General features: G+C 75.0%; 14 protein-coding genes. 7 read left to right on the top strand and 7 right to left on the bottom strand.

The features are described from left to right. The first annotated feature begins 9 nt into the window (after positions 1-9). The 7 genes from AB8M62_RS11705 to AB8M62_RS11735 all read left to right on the top strand — a co-directional run bounded on the left by AB8M62_RS11705 (position 10) and on the right by AB8M62_RS11735 (position 9,354). Positions 10-1,302, top strand: coding sequence for an aspartate kinase (locus AB8M62_RS11705; protein ID WP_369069658.1), 1,293 nt, complete (start codon positions 10-12; stop codon positions 1,300-1,302). Then, complete coding sequence (locus AB8M62_RS11710) at positions 1,299-2,378, top strand: aspartate-semialdehyde dehydrogenase (RefSeq protein ID WP_369069659.1); 1,080 nt, start codon at positions 1,299-1,301, stop codon at positions 2,376-2,378. Before AB8M62_RS11705 ends, AB8M62_RS11710 begins: the two co-directional genes overlap by 4 nt. Positions 2,379-2,612: 234 nt before the next feature. After that, positions 2,613-3,965: a GntP family permease gene (locus tag AB8M62_RS11715; RefSeq protein WP_369069672.1), complete on the top strand. Its 1,353-nt coding sequence runs from the start codon at positions 2,613-2,615 to the stop codon at positions 3,963-3,965. Positions 3,966-4,094: 129 nt separating this feature from the next. Beyond that, on the top strand, positions 4,095-5,729 hold the full coding sequence (locus AB8M62_RS11720; protein WP_369069660.1) for an ABC-F family ATP-binding cassette domain-containing protein: 1,635 nt from the start codon (positions 4,095-4,097) through the stop codon (positions 5,727-5,729). A gap of 135 nt (positions 5,730-5,864) precedes the next feature. Further along, on the top strand, positions 5,865-7,421 hold the full coding sequence (locus AB8M62_RS11725) for an alanine/glycine:cation symporter family protein (protein WP_369069661.1): 1,557 nt from the start codon (positions 5,865-5,867) through the stop codon (positions 7,419-7,421). Between the two features lie 173 nt (positions 7,422-7,594). Further along, complete coding sequence (locus AB8M62_RS11730) at positions 7,595-8,860, top strand: MFS transporter (RefSeq protein WP_373694924.1); 1,266 nt, start codon at positions 7,595-7,597, stop codon at positions 8,858-8,860. Further along, a complete protein-coding gene (locus AB8M62_RS11735) occupies positions 8,857-9,354 on the top strand; it encodes a GNAT family N-acetyltransferase (protein ID WP_369069663.1) in 498 nt (165 codons plus the stop codon). The genes AB8M62_RS11730 and AB8M62_RS11735 overlap by 4 nt, the downstream gene beginning before the upstream one ends. On the opposite strand, the gene AB8M62_RS11740 is transcribed toward AB8M62_RS11735, so the two are convergent. From AB8M62_RS11740 to AB8M62_RS11770, 7 genes are all read right to left on the bottom strand, one after another. Continuing rightward, on the bottom strand, positions 9,351-11,159 hold the full coding sequence (locus AB8M62_RS11740) for a prolyl oligopeptidase family serine peptidase (protein ID WP_369069664.1): 1,809 nt from the start codon (positions 11,157-11,159) through the stop codon (positions 9,351-9,353). The two genes, AB8M62_RS11735 and AB8M62_RS11740, sit on opposite strands and share 4 nt — an antisense overlap. 73 nt (positions 11,160-11,232) lie before the next feature. Then, entirely contained in the window at positions 11,233-12,318 is a 1,086-nt protein-coding gene (locus AB8M62_RS11745; protein WP_369052644.1) for a hemolysin family protein, read from the bottom strand. After that, positions 12,315-13,763, bottom strand: a complete 1,449-nt coding sequence (locus AB8M62_RS11750; protein WP_369069665.1) for a hemolysin family protein — start codon at positions 13,761-13,763, stop codon at positions 12,315-12,317. Before AB8M62_RS11750 ends, AB8M62_RS11745 begins: the two co-directional genes overlap by 4 nt. Positions 13,764-13,999: 236 nt before the next feature. After that, entirely contained in the window at positions 14,000-14,770 is a 771-nt protein-coding gene (locus AB8M62_RS11755) for a YqjF family protein (RefSeq protein WP_369069666.1), read from the bottom strand. Between the two features lie 69 nt (positions 14,771-14,839). Then, the gene (locus tag AB8M62_RS11760) at positions 14,840-15,067 is read right to left on the bottom strand and encodes a Txe/YoeB family addiction module toxin (protein WP_369069673.1); all 228 of its coding nucleotides are present in this window, start codon (positions 15,065-15,067) and stop codon (positions 14,840-14,842) included. A gap of 238 nt (positions 15,068-15,305) precedes the next feature. Further along, positions 15,306-15,884 (bottom strand): hypothetical protein, encoded by a 579-nt coding sequence (locus AB8M62_RS11765; protein ID WP_369052651.1) that lies wholly within the window; start codon positions 15,882-15,884, stop codon positions 15,306-15,308. A gap of 469 nt (positions 15,885-16,353) precedes the next feature. After that, complete coding sequence (locus AB8M62_RS11770) at positions 16,354-19,035, bottom strand: SpoIIE family protein phosphatase (RefSeq protein WP_369069667.1); 2,682 nt, start codon at positions 19,033-19,035, stop codon at positions 16,354-16,356. Positions 19,036-19,268: the final 233 nt, after the last annotated feature.

The raw sequence follows: 19,268 nt of genomic DNA on the forward strand, positions 1-19,268 counted from the left end.
TCGCCCGTCGTGGCTCTCGTGGTGCAGAAGTACGGCGGCTCCTCCGTCGCGGACGCGGACGGCGTCAAGCGCGTCGCGCGGCGCATCGCGGACACCAAGCGCGCCGGGCACGAGGTCGTCGTCGTCGTCTCGGCGATGGGCGACACCACCGACGAGCTGATCGACCTGGCCGAGCAGGTCTCCCCGATGCCGCCGGCGCGCGAGCTGGACATGCTGCTCACCTCCGGCGAGCGCATCTCGATGGCCGTGCTGGCGATGGCGATCTCCAACCTGGGCCTGGAGGCGCGCTCGTTCACCGGCTCGCAGGCCGGGGTCATCACCGACTCCGCCCACGGCAAGGCCCGCATCATCGACGTGACGCCCGGCCGCATCCGCTCCGCGCTCGACGAGGGCGCCATCGCGATCGTCGCCGGCTTCCAGGGCGTCAGCCAGGACACCAAGGACATCACCACGCTGGGCCGCGGCGGCTCGGACACGACGGCGGTGGCGCTGGCCGCCGCGCTGGGCGCCGACGTCTGCGAGATCTACTCCGACGTCGACGGCGTGTTCACCGCCGACCCGCGGATCGTCCCGGCGGCCCGCAAGATCAGCCGCATCTCCAGCGAGGAGATGCTGGAGATGGCGGCCTGCGGCGCCAAGATCCTCATGCTGCGCTGCGTGGAGTACGCCCGGAACTACGACCTGCCGATCCACGTGCGCAGCTCCTTCAGCCCGCACGAGGGGACGTGGGTGACCGACGCCCCCGTGCCCGCCGCCCTCAGCCAGACCGCCTCGGAGGAACCCGTGGAACAGCCGATCATCTCCGGTGTCGCGCACGACCGCAGCGAGGCGAAGATCACCGTCGTGGGCGTGCCGGACACCCCCGGCACCGCGGCCGCCATCTTCACCGCGGTGGCCGCGGCCGAGATCAACATCGACATGATCGTGCAGAACAACCAGATCGGCGCCAGCGGCCGCACCGACATCTCCTTCACGCTCCCGAAGGCGGAGGGCCAGAGCGCCACCGCGGCGCTGGAGAAGGTGAAGTCCTCGATCGGCTTCGAGCGGCTGGAGTACGACGACCAGATCGGCAAGGTGTCGCTGATCGGCGTCGGGATGCGCTCGCACCCGGGGGTGTCGGCGAAGTTCTTCGACGCCCTGGGCGCGCAGCGCATCAACATGGAGATGATCAGCACGTCGGAGATCCGCATCTCCGTCGTGACGCGCGCCGACCAGCTCGACGACGCGGTGCGCGCGGTGCACACCGCGTTCGCGCTGGACGCCGAGGCGGAGGCCGTGGTCTACGGAGGGACGGGACGATGAGCGAGACGACCACCCGCAAGCCCACCCTGGCCGTCGTCGGCGCCACCGGCGCCGTCGGCTCGGTGATGCTGGGGATCCTGTCGGAGCGCCCCGACGTGTGGGGCGAGATCCGCCTCGTGGCCTCGCCGCGGTCGGCGGGCAAGGTCCTGCGCGTGCGCGGCGAGGACGTCGTCGTGCGGGCGCTGTCGCCGGAGGTCTTCGACGGCGTCGACGTGGCGATGTTCGACGTGCCGGACGAGGTGTCGGCGCGGTGGGCGCCCGTGGCCGCCGAGCGCGGCGCGGTCGCCGTGGACAACTCCGGCGCGTTCCGGATGGACCCGGACGTCCCGCTGGTCGTGCCCGAGGTGAACGGCGCGGCGGCGCGGAACCGCCCCAAGGGCATCATCGCCAACCCGAACTGCACGACCCTGACGATGATGGACGCCCTCGGCGCCCTGCACGACAAGTGGCAGCTCACCGAGCTCGTCGTCGCCAGCTACCAGGCCGCCTCGGGCGCCGGGCAGCCCGGCGTGGACCGGCTGTACGACGAGCTCGAGGTCGTCGCGGGCCAGCGCGCGCTGGGCCAGCGCTCCGGGGACACCGCCGCCGCGGTGACCGCCAAGCTCGGCGAGGACTCCCCGTTCCAGGAGAACCTCGTCCTCAACGTCATCCCGGTCGCCGGGTCGCTGAAGGACGACGGCTGGACCAGCGAGGAGCTGAAGGTCCGCAACGAGTCCCGCAAGATCCTCGGGATCCCCGACCTGAAGGTGTCCGCCACCTGCGTGCGGGTGCCGGTGCTGACGACGCACTCCCTGGCGGTGCACGCGACGTTCGCCTCCGACGTCAGCGTCACCGAGGCGCGCGCCGCGCTGGAGGCCGCGCCGAGCGTGGACGTGCAGGACGACCTGGCGAACGGCGTGTTCCCCTCGCCGGCGCGCACGGTGGGCGGCGACCCGACGGTCGTGGGCCGCATCCGGCAGGCGCTGGACTTCCCGAACACGCTCGACCTGTTCGTGTGCGGCGACAACCTGCGCAAGGGCGCGGCGCTGAACACCGCGCAGATCGCGGAACTGGTGGCCGCCGAGCTCACCGCCTGAACCGCCCGCGCGACGGCCCGCTCCCCACCACCGGGGGGCGGGCCGTCGCGCGTCCGGGGCGGCGCCGCGGCCGCCGGGCGTCGTTTTGTATAGAAAGTTGTGAGTACAGTCGGGCGCGACCCATCCCTCGACGACGAAGGACCCCTCGTGCTGACGACGTCACACGCCGCGTCGCTGGTCGCCCTGGCCGCCTCCACCGAGGCGACGACCACGACGCGCTCCACCACCTTCCTCATGATCACCGCGCTCGCGGCGATCGCCGTGCTGCTCGTCCTCATCATCAAGGTCAAGCTGCACGCCTTCTACTCGCTCGTCATCGTCAGCCTCCTGACCGCCGTCGTCGCCGGCATCCCCGCCGCCGACCTCGTGAGCACGCTGACCGGCGGTTTCGGCGGCACCCTGGCCACGGTCGCCCTGCTCGTCGGGTTCGGCGCCGTCCTGGGCCGCATCGTGGAGATCTCCGGCGGCGCGAAGGTGCTCGCGGACACCCTCATCGACCGGTTCGGGGAGAAGCGGGCGCCGCTCGCCCTGTCGGTGGCCTCGCTGTTCTACGGGTTCCCGATCTTCCTCGACGCCGGTTTCGTCGTCATGCTGCCGATCGTCTACACGGTGGCGCGGCGCCTGGGCGGCGGCCTGCTGCTGTACGCGCTGCCCGCGGCCGGCGCGTTCCTCATGATGCACGCGCTCGTGCCGCCGCACCCGGGTCCCGTCGCGGCCTCGGCCCTGCTGGGCGCCGACGTCGGTCTCGTCGTCCTGATCGGCCTGCTCGTCGGCCTGCCGACCTGGTACCTGGCCGGCTACCGCCTCGCCCTCGTCCTGGCCCGCCGCGCCGGCTACGTCGACGTGCCGGACCTGCTGGGCAAGCCCGGCGGCGACGTGGACCAGCCCCGCCCCTCCTTCGGCGTCATCCTGCTCGTCCTGCTCCTGCCGCTCGTCCTCATCTTCTGCGGGACGGCCTCCAACACGGCCGTGCAGAACTACGGCGCGGACGAGGAGAACCCGCTCATCGTGGTGCTGCAGATCATCGGCGCCACGCCGGTCGCCCTGCTCATCACCAGCGTGCTGGCCATGCTGCTGCTCGTCGTGCGGCCCAACCGCGGCCGCGTCGGCAGCCGCCTGGAGGACGTCGTCGACGACGCCCTGGCCCCCGTCTGCTCGATCATCCTCATCACCGGCGCGGGCGGGATGTTCGGCCGCGTCCTCACCGAGACGGGCATCGGCGGCGCGCTGGCCGACATCCTCAACGACGCCGGCCTGCCGCTGATCCTGGCCGGGTTCATCATCGCCATCGCGCTGCGCGTCGCGCAGGGCTCGGCGACGGTCGCCGGCACCACGGCCGCGGGCCTGCTGGCCCCCGCCCTGGCCGAGACCCCGGACCTGTCGGCGCTGCAGCTGGCCTGCATCACCATCGCCGTCGTCGCCGGCGCCATCACCTTCAGCCACGTCAACGACTCCGGCTTCTGGCTGGTGGGCCGCTTCCTCGGCCTGGACACCGCGACCACGCTGAAGACGTGGAGCGTCATCGCCACCGCGATCGGCTTCATGGCCTTCGGCCTCGTCTGGCTGCTGTACCTCGTCGTCTCCTGACACCCGCAGCGCCCGCCCGCAGCGCCCGGTCCCGCCCGGGGGCCGGGCGCTGCGGCGTCCGGGGAGGATCGCGGGGAGCCGGTGGGAACCCGGTGGGGACGCGGCCCCCGGACCGGGCAGGATCGGACGGTGAGCGCCACCCTCGTCGTCAAGGACCTCAGCGCCGGGCACGGCGACCGCGTCCTGTTCTCCGGTCTGGACCTGGTCGTCGCCCCCGGCGACGTCGTCGGGCTCGTCGGCGCCAACGGCGCCGGCAAGTCGACCCTGCTGCGGCTGCTGGCCGGGCTGGGCACCCCCGGGTCGGGGACGGTGAGCCTGTCGCCGCCCGCGGCGACCGTCGGGTACCTGCCGCAGGAGCCCGAGCGCCGCGCCGGGGAGAGCGTCGCCGCCTTCCTCGGCCGGCGCACCGGCGTGAGCGCAGCGCAGGACGCGATGGACGCCGCCGCCCAGGACCTCGCCGGCGGCGTCCCCGGCGCCGACGACCGCTACGCCGACGCCCTGGACCGCTGGCTGGCCCTGGGCGGCGCCGACCTGGACGAGCGGCGCGAGGAGGTCCTCGCCGACGTGGGCCTGGCCGTCGACGCGGACGTGGCGATGACGAGCCTGTCCGGCGGGCAGGCCGCCCGAGCGGGGCTGGCGGCGCTGCTGCTGTCGCGCTACGACGTCTTCCTGCTCGACGAGCCCACCAACGACCTCGACCTCGACGGCCTGGCCCGGCTGGAGCGGTTCGTCGGCCAGCTGCGCTCCCCCGCCGTCGTCGTCAGCCACGACCGCGAGTTCCTGGCCCGCACCGTGGACCGGGTCGTCGAGCTGGACCTCGCGCAGCAGCTGGTCCGCGTCGTCGGCGGCGGCTACGAGGCCTTCCTCGCCGAGCGCGAGGTGCAGCGCCGCCACGCCCGCGAGGAGTACGAGGAGTACGCCGACACCCGCGCGGGGCTCGAGGCGCGTGCCCGCACCCAGCGGAACTGGATGGCCAAGGGCGTGCGCAACGCCGTCCGCAAGGGCGAGCCCGACAAGAACATCCGGGCGAAGATGCGCGAGGGCAGCGAGAAGCAGGCCGCCAAGGCCCGCCAGACCGACCGGATGATCGAGCGCCTGGAGGTCGTGGAGGAGCCCCGCAAGGAGTGGCGGCTGCAGATGTCGATCGCCGCCGCGCCGCGCTCCGGCTCGGTGGTGGCGGTGCTGCGGGGGGCTGTGGCGCGCCGCGGCGCGTTCACGCTGGGGCCGGTGGACCTGCAGCTCGACGCCGGGGACCGGGTGGCGCTCACCGGACCCAACGGCGCGGGCAAGACGACGCTGCTGCAGCTGCTGCTGGGACGCCTGGCACCCGACGCGGGCGCCGCCTCGCTGGGCTCGGGCGTCGAGGTCGGCGAGGTCGACCAGGCCCGCGGGCTGTTCGTGGGCGAGGATCCGCTGGCACGGGCGTTCGGCGCGGCCGTGCCGACGTGGCCGGACGCGGACGTGCGGACCCTGCTGGCGAAGTTCGGCCTGGGCGCCGCGCACGTGGGCCGGCCCTCGTCGAGCCTGTCGCCGGGCGAGCGCACGCGCGCCGCGCTGGCGCTGCTGCAGGCGCGGGGGGTGAACCTGCTCGTGCTGGACGAGCCGACCAACCACCTGGACCTGCCGGCCATCGAGCAGCTGGAGGAGGCGCTGGCCTCCTACCCGGGCACGCTGCTGCTCGTCAGCCACGACCGGCGGCTGCTGGAGGCCGTCGCGGTGACCCGCCGGCTGGTCGTCGAGGCGGGCGCCGTGCGCGAGCTGTGAGGGACCTGCGCGCGGGTGGTGACGGACCCGGGCGGTGGTGCGCCGCCCCGTCGGCGTGTGACATCTGGGTTGCGACACGCACCGAGGTGTGCGGTAGCGGTTGACTCCCCGCCCCGGAAGCGCTTCTCTGCGCGGATGCCACACGCAGCCCTCAGCGCCATGGCGGCGTCGACGACCGGGAGCGGGACCCTCCCGAGCATCGAGTCCGCCATCGACCGCGTCTTCGAGCCGATCACCTCGGCCCTCTCGTCGGTGATCTTCTTCAGCGTCAGCATCGGCGGGGCCTCGTTCCCGCTCATCGTCGGCTGGCTCGTCCTGGCGGGCCTCATCTTCACGGTCTACTTCGGCTTCATCCAGCTGCGCGGCTTCAAGCTCGCGCTGGAGACCGTGCGCGGCAAGTTCAGCCGGGACTCCGACCCGGGTGAGGTGACGCACTTCCAGGCGCTGACCAGCGCGGTGTCCGGCACCGTCGGGCTCGGCAACATCGCCGGTGTGGCCGTCGCCGTCACCCTCGGCGGGCCCGGCGCCACCTTCTGGATGATCTGCGCCGGCCTGCTCGGCATGTGCACCAAGTTCGCCGAGTGCACCCTCGGCGTGAAGTACCGCGAGGTCCACGAGGACGGCACCGTCACCGGCGGGCCGTTCCGCTACCTCAAGGTCGCCTTCGGCCGTATCAAGATCTCCGCCATCGGCACCGTGCTCACCGCCGTCTTCGCCGTCGCGATCTTCTTCTTCGGCGTGGCCGGCGGCAACATGTTCCAGGCCAACCAGACCTTCGCCCAGGTCCGCAACGTCACCGGCGGCGCCGAGGGCCCGCTGGGCAGCGCGACCGCCGCCTTCGTCTTCGGCATCGTCCTGGCCGTGCTCGTCGGCCTGGTCATCCTCGGCGGCATCTCCTCCATCGGGCGCGTGACGTCCAAGCTGGTGCCCGCCATGGCGATCATCTACATCGTCGCCTGCCTCATCGTCATCCTCGGCAACGCCGGCCAGATCCCCGGCGCGATCGAGGAGATCGTCGTCGGCGCCTTCCAGCCCGAGGGCGTGGCCGGCGGCGTGCTCGGCGCCCTCATCATCGGCTTCCAGCGCGCGGCCTTCTCCAACGAGGCCGGCGTCGGCTCCGCCGCCATCGCCCACTCCGCGGTCAAGACCCGCCGCCCCGTGTCCGAGGGCTTCGTCGCCCTCCTCGAGCCCTTCATCGACACCGTCATCATCTGCACCATGACGGCGCTGACCATCGTCATCGCCCGCCCGCAGAGCTGGCTGGACGCCCGCGCCGAGGTCGCCGCGACCGGCAGCAACTCCGCGGACGGCGTGGTCCTGACCTCCGACGCCTTCGCCGACGTCATCTCCTGGTTCCCGATCGTGCTCGCGATCGCCGTCGTGCTGTTCGCCTTCTCGACCCTCATCACGTGGAGCTACTACTCCGAGAAGGCGTGGTGCCACTTCTTCGGCCGCAGCCGCGCCAGCGTGCTGGCCTTCCGGGTCATCTACTGCGTGTTCACCGTGATCGGCACCGTGCTGACCTTCGGGCAGGTCCTCAACCTCGCCGACGCGATGCTCTTCGTCTGCGCCCTCGTCAACATCATCGGCCTGTACATCCTGGCGCCGGTGGTGAAGAAGGAGCTGCAGGAGTACCTGCGCGACCGCCGCAGCGGCAAGCTGGCCGAGGAGGCCCGCGAGCCCGTCGCCTGACCCCACCCCTCCGTCCCGACGGCCCCGGCGCACCGACGCGCCGGGGCCGTCGCGCGTCGCGGGCCGGACCCGTGGTGACGGGCGGGGCCGCGGCGCGCGATGATCGGGGGGTCGACAGGCGACGGAGCGCTGCCGGACACCCCCACCCGCACGACCCGGAAGCGAGCCCCGCCATCCCCGCGCACGCCCCCAGGCCCACCAGCACGCCCGCCACCACCCGCACCCCGCCCGCCGTCCTGGCGCTGGCCCTGGGCGCCTTCGGCATCGGCACCACCGAGTTCGTCGCCATGGGGCTGCTGCCCGACGTGGCGGCCGCCTTCGCCGTCTCGGTGCCCGCGGCCGGCTGGACCGTCACCGCCTACGCGCTCGGCGTCGTCGTCGGCGCCCCCACCATCACGGCGCTCACGCACGCCGTGCCGCGCAAGCAGCTGCTGGTCGCGCTGATGGTCCTGTTCGTCGTCGCGCACGTCGCCACGGCCCTGGCCCCCGGCTTCGGCGCCCTGCTGGGCGCCCGCTTCGCCAGCGGCCTCGCGCACGGCGCGTTCTTCGGCGCCGCCGCCGTCGTGGCCCGGGCCCTCGCGCCCGCCGGCCGGCAGGGCCGCGCCCTGGCGCTGGTGTTCACCGGGCTCACGGTCGCCAACGTCGTCGGCGTCCCCGCCGGCACGTGGGTCGGCCAGCAGCTCGGCTGGCGCACCACCTTCGCCCTCGTCGGCGTCGTCGGGCTGGCCACGATCGCCGCGCTGCTGGCGCTCGTGCCGCCCGTGCAGGTGCGCAGCGGCGGCCTGCGCGCCGAGCTCGCCGCGTTCCGCCGCACCCAGGTGTGGCTGACGCTGCTGGTCACCGTCGTCGGCTTCGGCAGCACCTTCACCGTCCTCAGCTACGTCGCGCCCCTGCTCACCGACGTCGCCGGCTTCGCCGCCGGGTCGGTGGCGTGGGTGCTCGTCCTCTTCGGCCTGGGCGCCACCGCGGGCAACCTGCTGGGCGGGCGGCTGGCGGACTGGTCGGTGCCGCGCACCCTCGCGCTCGGGCTGTCGGCCAGCAGCGTCGTGTTCGTGCTGCTGTTCGCCCTGGCGCAGCACCCGGCGGCCGCGGCGGCCGGCGTCTTCGCGTTCGCCTTCACCGGCTTCTCGATGAGCTCGGCCATCCAGACGCGCGCGATCGTCGCCGCGGGCGGCGGGGCGAGCATGGCCTCGGCCGCGATCCAGGCGGCGTTCAACACCGGCAACGCCCTGGGCGCGTTCCTCGGCGGCGTCGTCATCGGCGCCGGGTTCGGCTACGCGGCGCCCGCGCTGGTGGCCGCCGCGCTGGCCGCGGCCGGGCTGGCGGTGCTGGCGTGGGCCACGCGCTGGGACCGCACCGGCCGCGCCCCGGTCGACCCGGCGGTCGCGCCCGTGCCCGCCCAGCGCCGCCGCCGCGTGGTCGAGGGGGCCGGCGCGTGAGCGGCCCCGCCAGGAGCGGGCAGCAGGAGCTGGAGGTGGTCGCGCGCCGCGTCGGCGACGCCGACCTGGACGCGCTGCTGGCCGAGGCGGTCGCCGAGCTGGCCCGCCGCTACCCGGAGGACACCGACGCCCTCGAGGAGGTCGAGGGCGCCGGGCTGAAGCCGTCGGCGCGCTACCTCGTCGCCCTCGTCGGCGGCGAGCCCGCCGGGTGCATCGCGCTCGTGCCCGTCGACGAGGAGCCCGCGGGCGAGCTGGTGGAGATGAAGCGCGTGTACGTGCGCGAGGCCCACCGCGGCCGCGGGGTCGCGCGCGCCCTCGTCGCCGCCCTCGAGGACGCCGCCCGCGCCGGCGGCGCCCGGCGCGTGCGGCTGGAGACGGGCACCCGCCAGCCGGAGGCGGTGGCCCTGTACGAGCGGCTCGGCTACGAGCGCACGCCGAACTTCGGGCCGTGGGCCGACAGCCCCCTCAGCGTCTGCTACGCCCGCGACCTCTAGGCGGGCTCCAGGGCCGCCGGCAGGTGGCGGCGGGTGAAGTCCAGCTCGGCGCTGACCTGCCGCACCCGCTCGTCGTCGACGAGGGAGCCGTGCCCGGCGTCGTAGCGGTACACCTCGTGCGGGGCGCCGCGCGCGGCCAGCCGCGCCAGGTAGTTCTCGATCTGGCGCAGCGGGCAGCGCGGGTCGTTCTCCCCCGCCAGGACGAGGACGGGGGCGCGCACGGCGTCGACGTGGGTGATCGGCGAGGAGTCCGCGTACTTGTCCGGCACCTGCTCGGGGGACCCGCCGAACAGGGAGCGGTCGAACGCCTTCAACCCCTCCATCTCGTCCTCGTAGGCGGCCACGTAGTCGGCGACCGGCACCCCGGCCAGGCCCAGGGCCCAGCGCTGCGGCTGCACGCCCAGCCCCAGCAGCGTCAGGTAGCCGCCCCAGGAGGCGCCCGCCAGCACCAGGCGGTCCGGGTCGGCGACGCCGGTGGCGACGAGGTGGTCGGCCACGGCCGCCACGTCGGCCAGCTCGGTGTGCCCGACGCGCTCCTCCAGCGCGTCCCGCCACGCCGACCCGTACCCGGTGGAACCGCGGTAGTTGACCTGCACGACGGCGTACCCGTGGTCCACGAACGCCGACGCCCACGCCCGGAAGGCGTCGGTGTCGTGGGCGGTGGGCCCGCCGTGGACCTCCACGACCGTGGGCAGCGGGCCGTCCGCGCCCGCCGGGCGGCGCAGCAGCGCGTGCACCCGCCCGCCGGGACCGTCGGCCCACACGTCCTCCACGGGCACCGACGGCGGGGCGGCCGGGCCGGGCGCGCGCAGCAGCACCTCGCCGGACAGCGTGCGCACCGCCGGCGGCTCGGCCGCCGAGGACCACGTCGTCCACACGTCGCCGTCGGGGCGGGCCGTCACCGAGCCGACGGTCCCGGCGTCCGGGCCGACGCGCTCGACGTCGCCGGTGGCCAGGTCGACCCGGTGCAGCAGCGTGCGGGCCTCGTGGTCGACCTGCACGAGCAGGGCGCGGGCGTCGCGCGTCCACTCCGCGCCCGCCACGTCGCCGGGCACGCCGAGGACCACGGGCGTCTCCTCGCCGGTGAGCACGTCGCGCACCAGCAGCTCGGCGCGGCCGGCGCGCTCGTGCTCGACCAGCAGCCGCGGGTCGCCGGGCACGGGCGCGAACGCCAGCGGGTGCACGCCCCTGCCGGGGCCGTCGGACAGCTCGTCGACCACGGCGCCGTCGGCGACGGCGAGGACGCGCAGGTCGGGGTGGCGCGAGTCCCCGCGCTCGGAGTGCGACAGGGCCACCCACCGCTCGTCGGGCGACAGGTCGCCCACCCAGGCGTCCTCGCGGTGCTCGTACAGCCGCCGCGCGCGCGGGGTGCCGCCGGCGTCCTCGACGACCTCCACGCGGGTGCCCCACGCCTCGTCGGTGAGGCCGACGACGACGAGGCCGCCGCGGCCCAGCGCCAGCCCCGCCGAGTAGGCGGCGGGCAGCCCCAGCGGGTCCTCGACGCCCTCGCCGGGGGACGCGCCGAACGGCTGGCGCCGCCACACGCCGTGCTCGTCGCCGGCGGTGTCGTCGAACCACCAGACGTGCTCCCCGCGCGGGTCGACCGTCGCGCTGGAGGTGCCCTCGGGGCGGTCGGTCAGCTGCACCAGCTCGCCGCCCACCTCCCAGGAGTGCACCTCCAGGACGCCCGCCGCGCTGGCCACCACGGCGCAGCGCTGCGGCGCCTCCTCGGCCCAGTCGGGCAGGCCGACGCGGCCGGCGCGGAAGCGGGCCTCCCAGGCGGGCAGGGTCTGCTCGGTCGTCACCGCGGCATCGTGCCAGGACGCCCGCGGGCCCCCGGGAGCTCCCCCGGGGGCCGGCGGCTCGCGTCGAGCCCGGTCAGGCCCGCGAGCGCCCGACGAGGTCGCGGCTGCCGGGGGCGGCCGCGAACCCGGCGGTGCCCGAGCGGACCTCGCCCACCAGCTCCTCCAGGACGTCCTCCAGCGCCACGATGCCGCGCAGCGCGCCGTCCTCGCCGACCACGCGGGCCAGGTGGGCGCCGGTGCCCTGCATGCGCCGCAGCACCGTGCGCAGCGGGTCGCCGGGGCGCACCGTGGCCAGCGGCCGCAGGTAGCGCGAGGGCACGTGCGCGGCGCGCACCGCGTCGTCGGCGGTCAGGACGTCCTTGACGTGCACGTACCCCGTCAGCGACCCGTCCGCCGCGCGCACCGGGAACCGGGAGAACCCGGTGCGCCGGGCGACGTCCTCCACGTCGGCGACGCGGACGTCCTCCGGCACCGTCGCCACGGTGGCGATCGGCAGCTCCACGGCGGCGGCCGTGCGGTCGGCGAACGTCAGCGCGCCCAGGGCGAGGGCCTCCTCGCCGTCGGCGAGCAGCCCCTCCCGACGCGACTCGGCCACCAGCCCGGAGACCTCGTCGCGGGTGAAGGCGCTGGTCACCTCGTCCTTGGGCTGCACGCCGACGGCGCGCAGGACGAGGTTGGCGACCTGGTTCATCGACCAGATCACCGGGTGCAGGACCTTCGCGCACACCACGAGCGCCGGGGTCAGGACGAGGGCGACGCGGTCCGGGCCGGCCAGCGCGATGTTCTTGGGGACCATCTCGCCGAGCACGACGTGCAGGAACACCACGAGCAGCAGGGCGATGGCGAAGGAGACCGGGTGGACGGCGGCCTCCGGCAGGCCGGCCGCCGCGAACACCGGTTCCAGCTGGTGGGCCACGGCCGGCTCGCCGATCGCGCCCAGGCCCAGCGAGCACAGCGTGATGCCCAGCTGGGCGCACGCCATCATCAGCGAGACCTCCTCCATGGCGCGCAGGGTCGTGCGCGCGCTGCGCCGGCCCTCCGCGGCCCGGGCCTCCACCGCGCTGCGGCGGGCGGAGACGAGGGAGAACTCCGCGCCCACGAAGAACGCGTTGCCGGCGAGCAGGACGACGGCGACGACGATCGCGACGGAGTCGCTCACCGCCGCCCCCCGTGGCCGTGGGCGCCGACGCGGACGGCGGCCCCGGGGGCGTCGTCGCGGACGTCGAGCTCACCGGACGGGCCCGCGGGCCCGTCCTCGTGCAGGACGTCGACGCGGACCTGGTCCACGCGCAGGCCGTCCAGGGCCTCCACCTCCATCCGCACGGCCCGCGCGCGCGGGCCGGCGTCCTCGTCGCCGAACGCGGAGCGGACCGTCACGGGCACCTCCACGACGTCGCCCGTGACGGGCAGGCGCCCCAGGTGCAGGCCGAGCAAGCCGGCGATCGTCTCGTAGTCGTCGTCCTCGGGCAGCGGCACGCCCAGGTGGCGGCTGGCCTCGTCCGGGCGCAGCAGGCCCGACACGAGCCACCCGCCGTCGGCGAGGCGGTGCGCCGGGGGGCGCTCCGCGTCGTGCTCGTCGACGACCTCACCGACGATCTCCTCGACGAGGTCCTCGAACGTGACGACGCCGGCGAACCCGCCGAACTCGTCGACGACGACCGCCATCTGCAGCGGCGTCCCCTTCAGCGCGTCCAGCAGGGCGTCCAGCTCCATCGTCTCGGGGACCAGCAGCGGGCGGGCGGCGACCGCGCCCAGCGTCGTGGTGCCGCGCTCGGCGGGGTCGGCGTCCAGGACCTGCCGGGCGTGGACGACGCCCACGACGTCGTCGGGTCCGGCGTCCACGACGGGGAAGCGCGAGCGGCCCGTGGCGTGGACGGCGGCCAGCAGGTCCAGCAGGGACTCGTCCGCCGACAGCGTGGTGACCCGCGTGCGCGGCGTCATCGCGTCGTCGGCGCGGCGGGTGCCGAAGGCCAGCGAGCGCTGCACGAGGACGGCGGTCTCCCGCTCCAGGGTGCCCTGCTCGGCCGAGCGCGCGACCAGCGAGGTCAGCTCGTCGGCGGAGCGGGCCGAGGCCAGCTCCTCCTGCGGCTCGACGCCGAACACGCGGCGCAGGACCGCGTTGGCGCTGCCGTTGAGGAGCACCAGCAGCGGGCGGGTGGCGGCGGTGAAGCCGCGCATGAACCCCTGCACGGCGGCGCTGGTCTCCAGCGGCCGGGCGATGGCGAGGTTCTTGGGCACCAGCTCGCCGAAGACCATGGTCAGGCCGGTGGACAGGGCGAACGCCACCGCGTACGAGGCCGTGGCGGCCAGCGCGCCGGGCAGGCCCGCGGACTCCAGCGGCGGGCGCACGAGGCGCCCGATCGCCGGCTCGGCGAGGAACCCGATGGCCAGGTTGGTGACGGTGATGCCCAGCTGGGCGCCCGACAGCTGCGTCGAGAGGGTCTTCAGGGCCCGCCGGGTGCCGTCCGCGCCGCGGCGGCCGTCGGCGGCGGCGCGCTCCACGCTGGCGCGGTCGACGGTGAGGAAGGCGAACTCGGCGGCGACGAACAGGCCGCAGGCGACGACCAGCAGGAGGGCCGCGGCCAGGTACAGGACTTCGGTCACGGCGCGCCCCCTCCCCCGGTGCGTCGGGAGCGGGAGCGCCGGCTACTTGACGGCGGGTCCTCGGGAGTGGCTGACGAGCCGGAGCTCGTCGACGTACTTGACGGGAGGTCGTCGGGGCTGTCGTCGCGCACGGCGGCGGCGGTCCTTCCAGGTGTCGGTCGCGGGCGGTCCCCGCGGCTGTGGGAACGACGGTAACCGCTGCCGTGTTCCGCGCCCAACCCCCGGACGGGGGTCCCTCAGCCCGCGTCGCGGGCCCGGGGCAGCGGGCGGGGCAGCGCGAAGCGGGTGGTGACGCGGTCGGAGAAGGCCACGTGGTCCGGCGGGCGCGAGGCCAGGCCGGGGAAGCCGGCGGCGGCCAGCAGCTCATCGTCCAGGTCGAGGACGTCGGCGCGGCGCAGCGGCCACTCCTCGTGCTCGTTGGCGATCCACCACGTGCGGCCCGCGCGCACGGTGTGCAGCCCGTACCGGGCGGTGACGAACGTGGCGACGTCGTCGGGGCCGTCGTCGTCGACGAGCTCGGGGCGCGCCCGCACCACCACGCGGCTGCGCACCGGGCGGGTGGTGGCCCAGCCGACCTCGTCGCCGCGGCGGGCGCGGTGCATCCGCGCGAACCGGTACGGCAGCCCGAACGCGGTGCGGGCGCCGAGGACGACGGCCAGGCGGTCGGCGTCCAGGCTGCGGAAGACGACCCCCCGCCGGCCGGCCGCGTCCCGCGAGTACAGGCGCACGTTGGTCTCCAGGAACGTGCCCAGCCACGGCACCGCGGGCAGCCGGCCGATCCCCGCCCCGCGCAGCGTGAACGGGATGAGCCCCACGTAGGTGACGCCGTCCAGGACGTCCGGTTCCGTCCCCGGCGGCACGAACGGCGCCGCGAGCGCCGGGTCCACCGCCCAGTGCAGGAACGCCAGCTCGTCCCAGTGCTGGTGCATCATCACCGGCCCGCGCAGCGGGTCCGCCGCGCGCGGGGGCAGGCGGGGCACGGGCGCGGGCCCGGGGGTCTCGAGCACGGCGTCGAGGCTAAGCCGCCGGACGTGGTCCCGCCCGCGAAGAGGACTCGCTCAGCAGTGGTGGCGCGCCTAGTGGACTACCACGGCCCCGTCGACGACCTCATGCACGAGGCGGTGCTCGACGGTAATCCGCCGCGACCACAGCCCGGAGAGGTCACCCGAGAGCCGCCCCGGCTTGCCGATGCCCTGGCCGGCGTCGCGCCACGGCTCCTCGATCATGCGGTTGATCTCCTGCAGCGTCTTCCGGTCCACCGACCGACTGCGGCGCTCGTCCCGATCTGAAGAGGTGATAGCGATCGCCGTACCTCTGCGGGCGTGGTTGAAGATCAGCGAAGGTGCGATCACCTGGTTTCGCGCGATGACACTGATGGTGCCCGCTTCTTGACCACAGCTTCCAGCGGGGATCTCGCCAGTACTGAGGTGATGCGCTCTCCAGTCGCACAGGCCCAGCCTCGACGCGGATGAGATCTGAGGCCGCAGGCGCCGAACCGATCCCGAATCTCCAGCTCTCAGCGGAGCTCGCGCTGGTCGATCTTTAGCCTTCCGCCCGGAACTGTTCGCTCAAGGCGATGTGCGCAAACATCAGCACCGCAATCGCCGAGGTCAGGAGCGCGCCACCCAACAGGAGGGCGAGCGGCCAAGGAAGTCCCCGCTGGTACAGCTCAGCGACGACCAAGGCGATGACGAAGATCTGACCGAGGACGCCCCAGAGCAGTGCGATCGACGACGCAGCGAACAGCACGATCTGCCAACGCCACTTCTTGGCGATCCGATCCGAAGCACTGACCACCTGGAAGGCCAGTGGCGACGAGAGGATGAGGAACGCGAAGAGCGCAGCCACGACGGCGTAGGTGCTGTTCGGCTGCCCCGAGAGGTACTCGCTGTCCTCGCCAGCGGGCAGGAGGGAGGCGGCTAGGACCGCTGCCGCCAGAGCTCCGAACACAGTGAGATTCGCACCCCACTTCTCGTTGAGCTTCCAGCTGAACTTTTGGTTGCCTGAGAGTCCACCGCTCCTGCTCGAGTCGTCCTCAATCTTCTTAGCAGCTCCGATAAGGGCCACGAGGACGAGCAGCAAAGCCAAGCCAAAGGGTACGAAGAGCAGGGCGTAGAACACTGGCACCGCCTCCGCCGAGAGCGCGAACCACCTCCTGCAAGAGCTGCAGGGTACTTCCCCGCTCTTCAGACTGGAAGCCTCGACGTGCGCACGAGCCGTCTCGCGGTTCGGACGACCACGTGGCCGGCCATGCTCTTGCCGACCCCCGTCTTCCCCAGCACCCGGCACGAGCGCGGCAGCAATGACGAGGCCGGCTCGCTGTGGGCGGGAGGTGGCGCGGACCCTCCACCGCTGGCCCTGAGGGCGGGCGGTGCCACGGCTCGACGGCGGTGTGATTGACGGGGACGCCACAGTCGCACCCTCGAGCACCCCGAGCGAGGACTGGGCTTACCACGGCGGCTCGGTCGTCCTCGACTTGCTTGACGAGCGCGAGGAGCCGCGCTCAGGCCTCGCTGGCGGTGATGGCCGGTGGTCCTCCGTCGACCGCGGTGCGGAAGAGGCACGATTCCCCTCCCGAGCACCAGCGTCCTCACGCGCCACCGGGCTCCAGGGGCCTGGCGGGCGGCACCCGGTTCGGGCCCGCGACCGGCGGCCGGGGCCGGTCCTGCGGGTGCAGGCGCACGGCGACCAGCGCGACGTCGTCCTCGGGACGCTCGGGCAGCAGGCGGTCGAGCACCCCGTCGCACAGGACGTCCAGGTCCTCCCCCGCCAGGTCCGCCACCGCCGCGCGCAGCGCCACCAGCCCGGTGTCGAGGTCCTGCCCGCGCCGCTCCACGAGGCCGTCGGTGTACAGCAGGACGGTCGAGCCGCGCTCGACGGTCGTCTCCGCGCCGGTGCGGGGCAGGTCGGGCGCGATGCCCAGCAGCAGGTCGTGCCGCTCGGCGGCCAGGGTCCTCACCGTGCCGTCGGGGGCCAGCAGCACCGGCGGCGGGTGCCCGGCGCTGGACCAGCGCATCCGGCTGACCCCGCGCTCGCGCTCGTCGCCGGTCTGCTCCAGGCGCGCCACCACGGCCGTCGCGGTGGTGTCCACGCCCAGCCCCACCATCGTGGCGTCCAGCGCGGCCAGGACCTCGGCGGGGGCGCCGCCGCCGGAGTGGGCGATGCCGCGCAGCAGCGAGCGCACCTGGCTCATCGCGGCGGCGGCGTCCACGTCGTGGCCCATGACGTCGCCGATGACCAGGACGGTGGCGCCGTCGGGCTGCAGGAACGCGTCGTACCAGTCCCCGCCGACCTGCGCGGCGCGCGCCGCGGCCCGGTAGCGGACCACCACCTGCAGGTGGTCCGGCTGCACCGGCGCCGTCAGCAGGCTGCGCTGCATCGCCTCGGCCATGCGCTGCTGGCGCCCGTACAGGCGGGCGTTGTCCAGCGCCAGGCCCGCGCGCTCGGCGACGTCCTCGACCGTCAGCAGGTCCTCGCCGGCCAGCGGCGGCCGGCCCGCGTCCCGGCACAGCGTCAGCACGCCGATCGTCTGCCCCCGCGCCCGCATCGGGACGACGACCGCCGTGCCGGGGGCCAGCTCGCGCACGAGGTCGCGGGCCACCGGGTCGTGCAGGACGGCGGCGAACGCCTCGGCCGCCGGCTCGGGGACCACGACGGTGCGGCGGCCGGCGACCGCGCGCGCCACCGGCGAGGTCACCGGGTCCAGCGCCGCCAGCCGGCGCGCGGCGTAGCGGTGCAGCAGCGGCACCCGCGCCTCGTCGCCGTGCCGGCTGGCGATGTCGCGCAGGGCGCCGCTGTCCTGCACGAGGGTCACCAGGCACCAGTCGCCCAGCGCGGGCACCAGGTGCGCGGCCAGCCGGGCGGCGGCCTCCTCGACCTCCAGGGTCGCGCTCAGGTCGTCGCTGACCCGGGCCAGCAGCGCCAGGCGGCCGGCGGTGCGCTCGGCGGTGCGCCGCGCCTCCTCGGCCAGCAGCCGCGAGCCCTCGGCGGCCCGCAGCGCCTGCGCGGTCGCGGCGCGCTCGCGCTCGGCCTGCTCCTGCGCGGCGCGGCGGGCGGTGACGTCCAGGAAGTACACCGACAGCCCGTCGGGGGCGGGCCAGGCCCGCACCTCGAACCAGCCGTCCAGCGGCTCGGCGTAGTGCGCCTCGAAGGTCACCGGCTCGCCGGTGGCGACCGCGCGCCGGTACTCGCGCTCGAACTCCGAAGCCGCCGCGCCGGGGAACAGCTCCCACAGCACCCCGCCCAGCAGCTCCTCGCGCCCGCGCTGCAGCAGCCGCTCGGCCTCGGCGTTGACGTAGGTGAACCGCCACTCGCGGTCCAGGGCGTAGAAGGCCGCCGACATGGACTCCAGGACGCGCGCGACCCGCGCCTCGCCCTCGTGCCCGGCGGTCGTGTCGTACGCCGCGCCGATGACGCGCGCGGCCCGCCCGTCGGCGCCCGCCAGCGCCTCCCCGCGCGCCTCGACCCACCGCGTGCCGCCGCCGGGCAGGACGACGCGGTACTCCGCCTGGTAGGCGCCGCAGGTGTCCACGGCCTCGCGCAGGGCCCGGTCCACCCGGTCCCGGTCGTCGGGGTGCAGACCGGCCACGAAGGTCTCGATGCGGCCGTCGAAGCTCTCCTCGTCGAGGCCGAACAGAGCCAGCATCTGCGCGTCCCACACCAGGTCCCCGGTGCGCAGGTCCCAGTCGAAGCTGCCGACCCCGCCGGCGGCCACGGCCAGCTGCCAGCGCAGCCGGTCGCTCTCGTAGCGCAGCGACAGCGCGGACAGCTCCAGCTCGGCGACGGCCGCGGCGGCCAGCTCGGTGAGCACCTCGACGTCCGTGTCGCGCCAGGCCCGCGGGGCGGGGTCGAACACGCACAGCGCGCCGACGACGTGGCCGTCGTCGGCGACCAGCGGGACGCCCAGGTAGGCGCCGACCGCGCCGCTGCGGACCGGCGGCAGGGACGCGACGCGCTCGTCGGCGGCGGCGTCCTCGACGACGAGGGCCCCGGCGCCGGCGGCCGCGACCGTGCACAGCGACTCCGGCAGCGGGCCGGTGGAGCCGACCAGCGCGGGGTCCTGGCCGGCGACGGCGCTGACGGTCTGCACGTCGGTCAGCAGGGACACCTGGGCGGCGGGGACGACCAGCAGCCGCGCGGCCAGCGCGGCCAGGCGCTGCAGCGCGGGGTTCGGCGGGGCGGCCGCGAGGCGGCGCGCGGCCCGCACCCGGGCCGGGTCGTCGATCCGCCCGGCCGCGGCGCGCTCCGGCGGCGAACCCGTCGATCCCACCACTGCCCGCCCCTCCGCGCTGCCCGGCACCGACGTGCGACGCGGCGGCACCCGGGGGGCACCGCCGCGACCGCGGGGGTGCGGCGGTCGCGGCACCCCGGGCACGACGAGGGCCCGGCCCCGCGCGCGGTGCCGGGCCCTGGTCGTGGTCCTGCTGGTAGGGGTGACAAGATTTTTAACTGCGGCCTCTTCCTCCCCAACCAATCGCGCTACCAAGCTGCGCCACACCCCGGAGC

This window comes from Kineococcus terrestris, from assembly GCF_041020755.1.
GTDB classification, from domain to species: domain Bacteria; phylum Actinomycetota; class Actinomycetes; order Actinomycetales; family Kineococcaceae; genus Kineococcus; species Kineococcus terrestris.

Bases quoted from the DNA above. Each gene is read 5' to 3' on its own strand.
- AB8M62_RS11710 (WP_369069659.1), top strand. From the start codon at position 1,299: ATGAGCGAGACGACCACCCGCAAGCCCACCCTGGCCGTCGTCGGCGCC.
- AB8M62_RS11725 (WP_369069661.1), top strand. From the start codon at position 5,865: ATGCCACACGCAGCCCTCAGCGCCATGGCGGCGTCGACGACCGGGAGC.
- AB8M62_RS11715 (WP_369069672.1), top strand. From the start codon at position 2,613: ATGATCACCGCGCTCGCGGCGATCGCCGTGCTGCTCGTCCTCATCATC.